The following is a 12,929-nucleotide window of genomic DNA, read 5'->3' on the forward strand; positions in this document are numbered from 1 at the left end:
GTGAATTGGCCATCGGGCAGGAAGCCGGAGCACCGGCGTATCTGCCTGGCCATAAGCCCGTGGTATAATAGCCGCTCTGCGGCTATTATACCACGGGATGCAAGGGCGTTTTTTCGTAAAGTTCCCGCGTGTAAGCGGGACGGTCAGTAATAACCGCCTGCACGCCTTTGCGGCGGGCGAAGAGCAGATCGCGGTCATCTTCGACCGCCCAGGTGTGCAGCGCGATGCCATATCGTTTGCAGTCCTCGGTAAAGCCGGGTTCCTCCAGCGCGTAGACCGGCGGATGCAGCGCATTCGCCGCAAGACGCAATGCAAACTGCTGCGCGTCAATCCAGCCGCCGATATAAAGAAATCCAATTTGGGCCTGCGGATCCTGTTCCCGCAGCCCCATCAGCGTGTATGGATTAAAAGAAGAATAGAATACGCGGCCGCGCATGCCCATCTGCCGTTCGAGTGCAATGAGTGTTTGCTCAAAGGCGGGATATGTGGTAAGACCACTTTTGACTTCCACGTTTATGATTAAACCAGTTGGATTTATAAGCTCGTAAACTTCCGCAAGCGCCGGGATACGGGCGATCCCGTAACCGGGGATTGGATTCGACACATCCAGCCGTTTGAGCTGTGCGAGTGTCCGGTCGTGCACCAACCCGATTTCACCGCTGACCCGCTCAAGGGTGCTGTCGTGAATGACGACGGGGATTCCATCCGCGCTCAGATGTACGTCCAGTTCGATTCCATCGGCCCCTTCACGAACAGTCTGTTCAAACGCTTCCATGGTATTTTCAGGCGCTTTTGAGGACGCGCCTCGATGTGCCCAGATTTGAGTAGCCATCGTTTGCCTCCGCTCATGATGTAATCCTGCCATTCTATGCGGACACGGCGCGTGAGGTGCGCCGGGCTGCCCCGCGGTCCCGGGTGGGACCGCGCAGGCGGCTGAGACGCCCGTAAATATTGGCCCCGGGTAAAAGGCATTTTACCCGGGGCCAATATCAGGGCAGCCCTATTGGTCGCAGTTGCGCACCGAAGGGACAAAGATGCACAGAACGCCGCTTGCGAGGACAACGATTCCAGCAAGTAAAAACCAGTTTTCAAGGCCGATGATTTCCGCAGTCGCGCCGGAAAGCGCCAGGCCGAGCGGTGTGGCGAGGGTCAGGATGCTTGTGGAAAGGGACATCACCCGGCCGAGATATTCCGGCTCCACCTTTTCCTGAAAAAGCGCGATCGAAACACCCGAGAAAAATGGACAGGCGAAGCCCATGACAGCCGAAAGAAAGGCGAAAATGACAAATCCGGACGGCGGAAGCAGCCCGGTGAGCACAAGCGCCACCCCCATGAGGAAGATCGAACCGATAATTGAAACGATTTTTCGAGAAAAGCCTCCCCACGCGCCGAGCAGGATCGAACCAGCCATCATCCCGACCGAAAAGACGATCTCCGCAATGCTTGCGTGGGTGGCAGTCCCGCCAAAATAATCCATCGAGAGCAGCGGGTAGAGCGCGCCGGCCGGGGAGAATGCCAGGAAGAAAAGCGCGCTCACAAGCAGAAGCCCGTAAAGCCCCTTATGCGAACGCAGGACGCGCAGGCCATCGAGCGCTTCCCGGATGATATGGGGCCGTTCGGTATGCCGCATCTCCAGTTTGGGGATGGTGCAGACGGCAAGAGAACCCATGCCGACCAGCGCGCCGAGCACGTCAAGAAAGACGATCGCTTCCAGATCCCACGCCGCATAAAGCATCGCGGCCAGCGCGGGCCCGATAATCATCGATACGGACTGCAGGGTCTGCGAGTACCCCGCGCATCGGGTGAGCTGATCCGCGGGGACGAGCAGCGGGGTGACGGCGGAGAGCGACGGCGCATGGAATGCCGAACCGGCCGACCGGATAAACAGGACAAGCAGGAAGAGCCAGAGCGGCAGGTCGGCGAAGATCCCGACAATCACGATCGCAAGGCAGGCCATAGCGATACAGAAGTCGGAGGTGAGCATGATCTTTTTGCGGTCCCACCGGTCGACCAGAACGCCGGCGAATGGCCCGAGCAGCCCCTGCGGCAGAAAACCGAGCAGGTAACCGACTGAGAGGACCATGGGAGAGCGGGTGGTATCGGTGAGATAGAGGACGATCGCGAACTGCACGATCGAGCTGGTCAGCAGAGAGACGGCCTGCCCCGACCAGATGGTGAAAAAGGTGCGTTTCCAGTGTGTCTGGTTCATAAAACTCCTTTGCGGGCGCAAAAAAAGCGCAAACGATTCCCATGCGGGCCCGCTTACGCATACCGGTCAAAAGACAGAAAGAGACAGCATTCCCATGAAGCGGTCAGCCGCGCTGATTCTCTGCTGAAATTTCCCGGATACGTAAAACAACAAAACCCGTCACAGGCCTTTTTGGTGTATGTACGGCGAGGAAACTTAGAAGAACCAGAATTGCAATGCCATCATAAACTCCTTCACGGTGAAATGTAAGGGATATTATAACTGAGGGGAGCTGTTTTGTCAATCCCGGTTGACAGAGTTTAATGGCAAGGTTTAAGATTGTAAAAACAAGGAGGGGGATCGCGATGCGGCGCAGCGTTGGCACAATCACCTATGAACTTACCTATAAGCGGGTCAAGAACCTGAACCTGCGCGTCACCGGGGAGGGGGAGGTGCGCGTCTCCGCGCCCAAACGCGCGCCGGCCGGGGAAATCGACCGGTTTGTCGCCTCACGGGCCGCGTGGATCGAGGCGGCGCGCGCCCGGATCGCCGTGCGGAAGCGAGGCGGCGCGCGCCCGGATCGCCGTGCGGAAGGCGCAGGCGCAGGCGGCGGACACAGAATATACCGACGCCCAGTGCTTGGCCGCGTTTAACGCGGTGAGTGATGAAATTTATCCGCTTTTCGCGGATATCCTGCCGGGGAAACCAAAGATCCAGGTGCGGCAGATGAAGACCCGTTGGGGCGTCTGCCATGTGGCAAAAAACTGCATCACCCTCAATAAGCAGCTGATAGCAAAACCGAAGGCGGCGCTCGAGTATGTGGTGCTGCACGAATATGTGCACTTTCTGCATCCGGATCACCAGAAAGGGTTCCACGAAACGATGGCCAAATTGATGCCGGACTACAAAGCGCGGCGCGCATTGCTGCGGGCGGTTCCAGTGAATTGAATTGTGCAAAGTTCCTATAAATAAAAACATATATTTGTTTATTTGTCTAATTGTCAAAAGTTTAACAATATGATATTATATTGACAAAGAATTAACAATCTCATTTTACAGCACCCCTGTTAATTCTGATAAAAAGAATTTGATTTCCGTTTATATCATTTTTAGGAGGAAGCATTTCATGGAAAAGGCAAAAGCAGCACAGAAGCCCGAAATTGACATCAACGCGATGATCAATGAGCTGGTGGAAAAGGCGGATGTCGCACTCAAACAGTATATGGAACTCAGCCAGGAACAGGTGGACCAGATCGTCCACGCAATGGCGCTGGCAGGGCTTGACAATCACCAGATGCTTGCAAAGATGGCGGTCGAGGAGACCGGCCGCGGCGTCTACGAGGACAAGATCACCAAGAATATCTTCGCAACTGAATATATCTGGCATTCGATCAAATACGAAAAGACGGTCGGCGTGATCGACGAGAACGACCTCGAAGGCTATGTGGAAGTCGCGGAGCCGGTCGGCATCGTCGCGGGTGTCACTCCGGTAACCAACCCGACCTCCACCACCATGTTCAAGGCGCTCATCACCCAGAAGACCCGCAACCCGATCATCTTCGGCTTCCATCCCTCCGCGCAGAAATGCTCGGTTGAGGCGGCCAAAATCGTGCGCGACGCGGCCGTCAAGGCGGGCGCGCCGGAAAACTGCATCCAGTGGATTGAATATCCGTCGATCGACGCGACCAGTGCGCTGATGCACCATCCGAAGGTCTCCCTGATCCTTGCCACCGGCGGCGCCGGCATGGTGAAGAACGCCTACAGCTGCGGCAAACCGGCGCTCGGCGTCGGCCCGGGAAACGTCCCCTGCTACATTGAGAAAACCGCGAACCTCGAGCGTTCCTGCACCGACCTGATGCTCTCCAAAACCTTTGACAACGGCATGATCTGCGCCTCCGAACAGGCGGTCATCGTCGACGAGGAGATCGCCCCGGCGTTTGAGGCGTTCATGAAGAAGCACCGCTGCTACTTCCTCAATGACGAGGAGACCCTGAAGGTCACCGATTACGTCATGCCGGCTGAACGCGGCGCGGTAAACCCGGTGGTCGTCGGCAAATCGCCGGCCTGGATCGCTGAGCAGGCGGGGATCAAGGTCCCGGCTGATACCAAGATCCTGATTGCGAAGCTCCCCGAGCCTTCCCGGGAATACCGCCTCTCGCTTGAAAAGCTTTCTCCGGTGCTCGCTTACTTCACTGTCAAGGACGCCAAGCAGGGCTTCGATTATGCCAACCGGATGCTGGAGCTGGGCGGCCTCGGCCATTCAGCGGTCATCCACACCTCGGATATGGAGCTTGCGCGCGCGTATGGCGAAGCGATGAAGGTCGGCCGCGTCATCGTCAACTCCCCGTCCTCACAGGGTGCGATCGGCGACATCTATAATACCAACATGCCCTCTCTGACGCTCGGCTGCGGATCGTTTGGCCACAACTCCACCACTTCAAACGTCTCCTCGGTCAACCTGATCAACAAAAAGCGCGTCGCAAAAAGGAGAGTCAATATGCAGTGGTTCAAGATCCCGCCGAAGATTTACTTTGAGAACGATTCGATCCAGTATCTTGAAAAAATGCCGAACATCAGCCGCGCGTTTATCGTCACCGACCCGATGATGGTGAAACTCGGCAATGTCGATAAAATCCTCTACTATCTGCGCAAACGCCAGGAATACTGCCATGCGGAGATCTTCTCGGAGGTTGAGCCGGACCCGTCGGTCAACACCATCAAACGCGGCGTGGCGGCAATGAACGCCTTCCAGCCGGATGTCATCATCGCGCTCGGCGGCGGTTCCGCAATGGATGCCGCGAAGGGCATGTGGCTCTTCTATGAGCACCCGGACACCTCGTTCGACGGGCTGAAACTCAAATTCATGGATATCCGCAAGCGTACCTACCACTTCCCGAAACTTGGTGAAAAGGCGCAGCTGGTCTGTATCCCAACCACCTCCGGAACGGGCAGCGAGGTCACTTCCTTCTCGGTCATCACCGACAAGGAGCACGGCAACATCAAGTATCCACTCGCTGACTATGAGCTGACCCCGGATGTTGCGATCATCGATCCGCAGTTCGTCATGTCGCTGCCGAAATCCGCGACCGCGGACACCGGCCTCGATGTGCTGACCCATGCGATCGAAGCGTATGTCTCGGTGCTTGCCTCCGACTATACCGACGGCCTGGCCATCAAGGCGATCGAGCTGGTCTTTGAATACCTGCCGCGCGCCTATAAGAACGGGGACAAGGATTTCGAGGCGCGTGAAAAGATGCACAACGCCTCCTGCATCGCCGGTCTTGCGTTCACCAACGCATTCCTTGGACTCAATCACTCAATGGCGCACAAGTTGGGCGGCGAATACCACATTCCACACGGGCGCGCCAACGCGGTGCTGCTGCCGCATGTGATCGCTTATAATGCTTCCGAACCCACCAAGTTCACCATCTGGCCGAAGTATGAAAAATTCATCGCGGACGTAAAATATGCCAAGATCGCCAAATATCTTGGCCTGCCCGCTTCGACCACCGAGGAAGGCGTCCAGAGCCTGATCAAAGCAATCCGTGATCTGATGAAGGAAGTCAACATGGTCATGAGCATCCAGGAGTGCGGTGTGGATGAGAAAACCTTTATGGCCGGCGTCAGCCAGCTCGCTGACCGCGCGTTTGAGGACCAGTGCACCACAGCCAACCCGCGGCTGCCGCTCGTGAGCGAGATCGCTGAAATTTACAAGAAGGCATACTACGGAAAATAAGGTTTTCTGAGAGAAAGATCCAGGGAAAAACGCTTGAAGAAACGGTAAGTTTGTAGTATCCTAAATAATATGGATGAGGGAAGCCGCATTGCAGTTGAATAGGTTGTAATGCGGCTTTTTTCTGCGAATAACGGCCACGGAGGAAATGGTATGGAAATTTATGTATGCATCGGAAGCTCCTGTCATCTGAAGGGTTCCTACGACATCATCAATGCATTCAAAAAACTGATCGCGGACCATGGGCTTGAGGAAAAGGTGAGCCTGAACGCCTCCTTCTGCCTTGGGCACTGCCAGAACGGCGTCACCATCAAGATTGGCGAACAGATCGTCACCGGGCTCAACCCGCAGAATGTGGAGCAGATCTTCAACGATATGGTTTTAAAGGAGCTGCAGTAACCGATGACCGATGTTTTGAGCCTCAAAAAGGCAAACTGTAAAAACTGTCACAAATGTATCCGCGCCTGCCCGGTCAAGTCGATCCGGTTCGCGGACGCACAGGCCAAAATCCTGCCGAACGAATGTATCCTCTGCGGGCGGTGCGTCGTCGTCTGCCCGCAGGACGCCAAAAAGCCGCGCAATGATCTGACCGAGGTTATCGGCGCGATTGGGGAAGGCAGGCGCGTGATCGCCACGGTCGCGCCCTCGTTCATCAGCCATTTCGATGTAGCGGGTATCGAGGCGTTTGAAGGGTATTTAAAAAAGCTCGGCTTTTTCAAAGCGTATGAGACCGCCGAAGGGGCGTATATCGTCAAAAGCGAATATGAAAGGATCATCGCCGAAAAAAGGCAGGAGGTCATCATCTCCTCCTGCTGCCACACGGTCGTGTCGCTGATCCAGAAATATCATCCGCTTTGCATCCCGTACATAGCGCCGGTTATCTCCCCGATGCTGGCGAGCGCAAAGAAGATCAAGGCGGAATATCCGGACGCTTATGTCGTGTTCATCGGCCCGTGCATCTCCAAAAAGGATGAGATCGCAAAGATCCCGGGACCGGTCGACTGCGTGCTCACCTATGAGGAGCTGGACCAGTGGTTCCAGAAGCGGGAGATCGTCCCGGAGCGAGAGGAAATTTCTGCCGCAGAGGGGCGCGCTTCGCGCTTCTTCCCAAAGACGGGCGGCATCATCGAATGTATGCACACCGAAGGCACCGATTACCATTACCTCACGGTCGATGGGGTGGAAAACTGCATCTCGGCGCTCCAGGAGATCGAGCGGGGCGGCCTCAAGGGATATTTTATCGAGATGAGCGCCTGCGAGGGCAGCTGCGTGAACGGCCCGTCCACCCGCGGCTTCGCGCATTCGATCCTGCGTTCGCGCGTGCGGGTGGACGAATACGCCCAGCCCGACCGTTCTGCGAAGCCGGACTTCGACATCACAGAAAAGATCGCGCTTACCCGCAGCATCCCGAGCGAATTTGTCAAGGAGGTCGAGCCGCCCGAGGAGGCGATTCGCGAGATTCTCCAGAAGATGGGCAAGACGAAACCGGAGGACGAGCTCAACTGTTCGAGCTGCGGCTATGCCACCTGCCGCGAAAAGGCCAAAGCGGTCTACAACGGCAAGGCGGACATCACCATGTGCCTGCCCTTCCTGCTTGCAAAGGCCGAAAGCTTTTCGGACAACATCTTTAATGTCAGCCCGAATGCGATCATGGTGCTGGACGAAAACCTCACCATCCAAAAGATGAATATGCCGGCCTGCCATCTCTTCAACATCCCTTCCCCAAAGGCGCTGCTGGGTTCGATGATCGTAGAGCTTCTGGATCCGAACGATTTTGAAGACGTGCTCGAAACCGGTAACGATATAATCGACAAACGGGTCTATCTTTCGGAATATAAAAAATTTGTCGAGCTGAGCATCGTGCGCGATGAGGAACATAACGCACTCTTCGCCATTCTCAAGGACATCACCGCCGACCACAACCGCCAGGAAAAATATAAGGAGCGCCGCGCCAAGACGATCGACATCACCGACAAGGTGGTCGAGAAGCAGATGCGCATTGTACAGGAGATCGCCTCGCTGCTTGGGGAAACCACCGCCGAGACCAAAGTCGCGCTCACCCAGATCAAGAATACGGTTCTCTCGGAGGACGAATGATGGACAGACTCTTTATGGAAAACGGCTACATCAGCCTGAACAAGATGGGGGAGGAGCTCTGCGGCGACCGGGTGGAGGTCAAGCCCGTAAACGCGAACGGCGACTTCACAATGGTGCTGGCTGACGGGCTTGGCAGTGGTGTAAAGGCGAATATCCTGTCAACGCTTACTTCAAAGATTATCGCGACCATGATGGACAGCGACATGCCGATTGAGGAATGTGTCACGACCATTGCCCAGACCCTCCCGGTCTGTTCTGTGCGGCAGGTGGCCTATGCCACTTTTACGATCATCAAGGTCTACCGCAACAAGGACGTCCATCTCATCCAGTACGACAATCCGGACGTCATCTGCCTGCGGGACGGGAAGAACTTCGATTACCCGAAGGAAGAAAAGGTGATCGCGGGCAAAAAAATCTATGAATCCCTCTTTAAGATCAAACTGGGCGACCTGTTCATCGCAATGAGCGACGGGGTCATCCACGCCGGGGTTGGGCAGTCGCTCAATTTTGGCTGGGAACGCCCAAATGTTATCGAATACGCTGAAAGCCGTTACCAGCCGGACATGTCCGCCAAAGCGATGGCTTCGGTCCTCAGCGACGCCTGTAACGACCTTTACATGGGAAAGCCGGGCGACGATACGACCGTCGCGGTGCTGCGCATCCGCGAGCGGCAGCTCGTGAATCTGATGATTGGCCCGCCGGTTGACAAGGCGGACGACGAAAAGGTGATGGAGCTCTTCTTCTCGAAGGAGGGCAAGCACATTGTCTGCGGCGGCACCACCTCGACGATGGTCGCGCGGTATCTCGGCACGACCGTCAAAACCAAGATCGATTATCTCGATCCGTCGATCCCGCCGATCGGCTACATCGACGGCGTTGACCTTTGCACCGAGGGAGTGCTCACGATGGGCCGCGTGGTCGAGATCGCAAAAGCGTACGCTTCGGCCACCACCGACGTCTCGACCGAATGGATCGGCAAGCGGGACGGCGCGTCGCTGATTTCACAGATGCTCTTCGAGGATGCGACCGACGTCAATCTATTCGTGGGCCGCGCGATGAACCCGGCGCACCAGAACCCAAACATGCCGATTGACCTTTCGATCAAGCTGCGGCTGATCGAGGACCTTGCCAAATATCTGGAACAGATGGGCAAGCATGTGAAGGTGAGCTTCTACTAAGGAGGAGGGACCCCTATGGAACCGACACGCAATTTTGATACAAACGTACAGCTTCTCAAATATAAGATTCTCAAATCGGTCGTCCGGCATTTTGACGACGGGACGCTGCGGGAGGCCTATCATGATATTCCCCTGGAAATTATTCCCGGACCAAAGCCGACCATGCGCTGCTGCATTTATAAGGAACGGGCGATCGTGGGGGAACGGCTCAAGATGGCGCTGGGCGGAGACCGGAACAATCCGAATGTGATCGAGGTCATCTCGATCGCCTGTGACGAGTGCCCGGTCAACCGTTTCCACATCAGCCGCGCCTGCCGCGGCTGTATTGCGCACCGCTGTGAGCACGCCTGCCCGAAGGGCGCGATCCATGTGGTCGACGGCCGCGCGCGCATCGACCAGGACAAATGCATTGAATGCGGGCGGTGCGCGTTTGCCTGCCCGTATTCCGCCATTATCGAATACACCCGGCCGTGTGAGAACGCCTGTAAGATCAAAGCGATCAGCATGGACGAGAACAAAGCGGCCAAAATTGACAACGACAAATGTATCTCCTGCGGCGCATGCGTTTACCAGTGTCCGTTTGGGGCGATCGTGGACAAATCCTTCCTGCTGGATGCGTTGCAGCTGCTGCGTGACAGCGCCAGCAACCGGAATTATCGGGTTTACGCGGTGGTCGCGCCGTCGGTTTCGAGCCAGTTCTCCTATGCAAAGACCGGTCAGGTGGTTACGGGCCTCAAGCGGCTCGGTTTCCACAGTGTGGTCGAAGCGGCGCTCGGCGCGGACATGGTGGCTTGGGAAGAGGCCGCGGAGCTTGCGGAAAAGGGCTTTTTGACCAGTTCCTGCTGTCCGGCGTTTGTTGCTTATATCAGAAAATCCTTCCCGCAGATGGCCGACAAAATTTCGCACAACCCATCCCCGATGGTGGCGATTTCGGATTTCATCAAAAAACTTGATCCGGGCGCAAAAACGATCTTCATTGGGCCTTGCACAGCGAAAAAGTTGGAATTCCAGGAGGAACCGCTGCACGCGGTCGATTGCGTGCTCACCTTCGAGGAACTGCAGGCGCTGTTCGACGCGCGGGGAATTGAAATCGAACACTTGGAGGAGGACCTGCTCGACAACGCCTCCTATTACGGCAGGATCTTCGCGCGCAGCGGCGGGCTTTCCGACGCGGTGGCCGAGGCGCTCAAGGAGCGCGGGATCACGCCGGAGCAGTTTGAGGTAAAGCCCCTTGCGTGCGACGGTATTGAGCAGTGCAAGGTGGCGCTCTTAAAGGCGAGCAGAAACCTGCTGCCTGAGAACTTTATCGAAGGCATGGCGTGCGTCGGCGGATGCATCGGCGGGGCCGCCTGCGTTTCACATGGGCCGAAGGACAAAAACGAAGTCAACAAATATGGCCAGCAGGCGCTTGAAAAGTCGATAACAGATGCGATTGCGGTCACAAAAATGATGTAAAATGTTCTGGAATGGGGAAATGAATGCAGGATTTTGCGAAAAATCCTGCATTTTTTCGTGCTATTTTCGGTTTCTCGCTTGATTTTCCAAGGGGTTTACGGTATCATATGAAAGGAAATTTGCTTTGCAAAAATTGAAACGGGAAGGGACAGACGATGGGCAAGGATTTGTTGACGGTAATCGGCCGGATGACGCCGGAATTTTCAAAAGGCCAGCGGCTGATTGCATCCTACATTATAAATCATTTTGATAAGGCGGCGTTCATGACCGCCTCGAAGCTGGGAACCACGGTCGGCGTGAGCGAATCCACTGTGGTGCGGTTTGCGTCGGAGATCGGTTTCGCGGGTTATCCGGAATTACAGAAGGCTCTGCAGGAGCTGATCCGCAACAAGCTGACGACCGTACAGCGCATGGACGTCACCAGCGACCAGTTGGAGAACACCAATGTGCTGGCCAAGGTGCTCAACAAGGATATCGAAAAAATCCGCCGGACGCTGGAAGAGGCGAGTGAAACCGACTTCAACTCGGCGGTCGAAACGATCTGCCGCTCGAAGGCGATCTATATTATCGGCGTGCGTTCAGCGGCGGCGCTCGCACAGTTTATGAGCTTTTACTTCACTCACATCTTCCCGAATGTGAAGCTCATCAACACCACAAGCCGCGCCGAAATGTTCGAGCAGATCATGCGTATCGGCCCGGACGACGTATTCATCGGGCTTTCGTTCCCGCGTTATTCAAAACGTACGGTGCAGGCGTCCCATTTTGCGCGCGCGAACGGCGCGAAAGTCATTGCCATCACAGATTCCCAGAAATCCCCGCTGGCGGACGTGGCCGACCACGTGCTTATCGCCCGCAGCGACATGGTTTCGTTCATCGATTCGCTGGTTGCGCCGCTTTCGCTTGTGAATGCGCTGATCGTGGCGGTCGGGCTCAAAAAGCACGACGAGGTTGCCAAGACCTATGAGCGGCTCGAACAGATCTGGGATGAGTACGAAGTCTACGAAAAACACGAGGAAGAGAAAATTTGAGCAATGTGATCGTGATCGGCGGTGGCGCGGCCGGGCTTCTCTGCGCGGGTTTTGCCGCGCGGGAGGGCTGCGCCGTCACCGTCCTTGACAGAAACACGCGGCCCGCGCGCAAGGTGATGATCACCGGCAAAGGCCGCTGCAACGTGACGAACAACTGTGCACCGGACGATTTCATTAAAAATGTCCGTACGAACGGGCGTTTTTTATATAGTGCGGTCAATGCCTTTGCGCCGCAGGACGCGATGGCGTTTTTTGAGGGCCTGGGGGTCCCGCTCAAAACTGAGCGGGGCAACCGGGTATTTCCGGTTTCTGATAAAGCCGTGGACATCGTTGACGCGATGACCCGCTTTGCGAAGGATGCGGGCGCAAAGTTCCTGCTTGGGGAGCGCGCGGTCGCGGTGGAGCGGCAGGATGGCCGGGTGAGCGGCGTGCGGCTGGAAAGCGGGGAGCTTCTTCCCGCCGGCGCGGCCGTGATTGCAACCGGCGGCCGCAGCTACCCGCTGACCGGGTCGGACGGAGACGGCTACCGGATGGCAAAAGCGCTTGGGCACACGATCGTGCCGCCGCGTCCGTCGCTGGTACCGGTCATTTGCCGGGAGAGCTTCTGCGCCGAATTGATGGGGCTTTCGCTCAAAAACGTCACGCTGACCCTCAAAAACCAGAAGGGCAAGGCGGTTTATTCGGAACTCGGCGAGATGCTGTTCACCCATTTCGGCGTGTCCGGTCCGCTGGTGCTTTCGGCTTCGGCCTATATGAAGGATGCGCCCGAAAGCTACCGGTTCGCAATCGACCTCAAACCGGGGCTCAGCGAACAGCAGCTGGACGCGCGGCTCCTGCGGGATTTTGCGGAGTATCAAAACCGCGATTTTGACAACGCCTTGGATAAACTTTTACCGCGCACGCTCATCCCGGTGGTGGTGAGGCTTTCCGGGATTCCGGGGGGCACGAAGGTGCATTCGGTCACAAAGGAGCAGCGGAAAAAGCTCGCGGGACTCATCAAATCCTTTCCGCTTACCCCGAAGGCGCTGCGCCCGATCGATGAAGCGGTCATCACTGCGGGCGGCGTTTCAGTCAGAGAGGTAGACCCCAGAACAATGCGGTCGAAGCTTGTGCCGGGGCTCTATTTTGCGGGTGAGGTGCTCGATGTGGACGCTTTCACCGGCGGCTATAATTTACAGATCGCATATTCCACGGCATTCCTCGCGGCGCGGGGAATCTGTGCGGAAGAATAATTTTATTGGAGGTCCAGG

At 56.4% G+C, this 12,929-nt stretch carries 11 protein-coding genes; 9 read left to right on the forward strand and 2 right to left on the reverse strand.

What is annotated here, in order from left to right; genetic code table 11:
• Positions 1 to 85 precede the first annotated feature (85 nt).
• Entirely contained in the window at positions 86 to 832 is a 747-nt protein-coding gene (locus BN4275_RS13495) for a glycerophosphodiester phosphodiesterase (protein WP_066459189.1), read from the reverse strand.
• 168 nt (positions 833 to 1,000) lie between these two features.
• A complete protein-coding gene (locus BN4275_RS13500) occupies positions 1,001 to 2,209 on the reverse strand; it encodes an MFS transporter (protein ID WP_066459191.1) in 1,209 nt (402 codons plus the stop codon).
• Between the two features lie 344 nt (positions 2,210 to 2,553).
• Here BN4275_RS13500 and BN4275_RS17580 point away from each other — a divergent pair, with 344 nt between their 5' ends.
• The 9 genes from BN4275_RS17580 (at position 2,554) to BN4275_RS13540 (ending at position 12,911) form a co-directional block, all read left to right on the forward strand.
• A complete protein-coding gene (locus BN4275_RS17580; RefSeq protein WP_202614993.1) occupies positions 2,554 to 2,841 on the forward strand; it encodes a YgjP-like metallopeptidase domain-containing protein in 288 nt (95 codons plus the stop codon).
• Complete coding sequence (locus tag BN4275_RS17585; RefSeq protein WP_202614994.1) at positions 2,774 to 3,136, forward strand: M48 metallopeptidase family protein; 363 nt, start codon at positions 2,774 to 2,776, stop codon at positions 3,134 to 3,136. The genes BN4275_RS17580 and BN4275_RS17585 overlap by 68 nt, the downstream gene beginning before the upstream one ends.
• Positions 3,137 to 3,314: 178 nt before the next feature.
• On the forward strand, positions 3,315 to 5,924 hold the full coding sequence (adhE, locus tag BN4275_RS13510; protein ID WP_066459192.1) for a bifunctional acetaldehyde-CoA/alcohol dehydrogenase: 2,610 nt from the start codon (positions 3,315 to 3,317) through the stop codon (positions 5,922 to 5,924).
• A gap of 150 nt (positions 5,925 to 6,074) precedes the next feature.
• Positions 6,075 to 6,320 carry a (2Fe-2S) ferredoxin domain-containing protein gene (locus BN4275_RS13515; RefSeq protein ID WP_066459193.1) on the forward strand — a complete coding sequence of 82 codons (246 nt, stop codon included), beginning with the start codon at positions 6,075 to 6,077 and terminating at the stop codon, positions 6,318 to 6,320.
• 3 nt (positions 6,321 to 6,323) lie between these two features.
• On the forward strand, positions 6,324 to 8,018 hold the full coding sequence (locus tag BN4275_RS13520) for a [Fe-Fe] hydrogenase large subunit C-terminal domain-containing protein (protein ID WP_066459194.1): 1,695 nt from the start codon (positions 6,324 to 6,326) through the stop codon (positions 8,016 to 8,018).
• The gene (locus BN4275_RS13525) at positions 8,018 to 9,196 is read left to right on the forward strand and encodes a SpoIIE family protein phosphatase (RefSeq protein WP_066459195.1); all 1,179 of its coding nucleotides are present in this window, start codon (positions 8,018 to 8,020) and stop codon (positions 9,194 to 9,196) included. The genes BN4275_RS13520 and BN4275_RS13525 overlap by 1 nt, the downstream gene beginning before the upstream one ends.
• A gap of 15 nt (positions 9,197 to 9,211) precedes the next feature.
• Positions 9,212 to 10,651: a 4Fe-4S dicluster domain-containing protein gene (locus BN4275_RS13530; protein WP_066459196.1), complete on the forward strand. Its 1,440-nt coding sequence runs from the start codon at positions 9,212 to 9,214 to the stop codon at positions 10,649 to 10,651.
• Positions 10,652 to 10,806: 155 nt separating this feature from the next.
• Entirely contained in the window at positions 10,807 to 11,679 is an 873-nt protein-coding gene (locus tag BN4275_RS13535; protein WP_066459197.1) for a MurR/RpiR family transcriptional regulator, read from the forward strand.
• A 5-nt stretch (positions 11,680 to 11,684) separates the two neighbouring features.
• A complete protein-coding gene (locus tag BN4275_RS13540; RefSeq protein ID WP_341423467.1) occupies positions 11,685 to 12,911 on the forward strand; it encodes a BaiN/RdsA family NAD(P)/FAD-dependent oxidoreductase in 1,227 nt (408 codons plus the stop codon).
• Positions 12,912 to 12,929: the final 18 nt, after the last annotated feature.

Source organism: Anaerotruncus rubiinfantis (assembly GCF_900078395.1).
Classification (GTDB): domain Bacteria; phylum Bacillota; class Clostridia; order Oscillospirales; family Ruminococcaceae; genus Anaerotruncus; species Anaerotruncus rubiinfantis.

Coding starts and splice junctions, on each gene's coding strand:
- BN4275_RS13495 (WP_066459189.1), bottom strand. CDS start 832: ATGGCTACTCAAATCTGGGCACATCGAGGCGCGTCCTCAAAAGCGCCT.
- BN4275_RS13500 (WP_066459191.1), bottom strand. CDS start 2,209: ATGAACCAGACACACTGGAAACGCACCTTTTTCACCATCTGGTCGGGG.
- BN4275_RS17580 (WP_202614993.1), top strand. CDS start 2,554: ATGCGGCGCAGCGTTGGCACAATCACCTATGAACTTACCTATAAGCGG.
- adhE (WP_066459192.1), top strand. CDS start 3,315: ATGGAAAAGGCAAAAGCAGCACAGAAGCCCGAAATTGACATCAACGCG.
- BN4275_RS13515 (WP_066459193.1), top strand. CDS start 6,075: ATGGAAATTTATGTATGCATCGGAAGCTCCTGTCATCTGAAGGGTTCC.
- BN4275_RS13520 (WP_066459194.1), top strand. CDS start 6,324: ATGACCGATGTTTTGAGCCTCAAAAAGGCAAACTGTAAAAACTGTCAC.
- BN4275_RS13525 (WP_066459195.1), top strand. CDS start 8,018: ATGGACAGACTCTTTATGGAAAACGGCTACATCAGCCTGAACAAGATG.
- BN4275_RS13530 (WP_066459196.1), top strand. CDS start 9,212: ATGGAACCGACACGCAATTTTGATACAAACGTACAGCTTCTCAAATAT.
- BN4275_RS13535 (WP_066459197.1), top strand. CDS start 10,807: ATGGGCAAGGATTTGTTGACGGTAATCGGCCGGATGACGCCGGAATTT.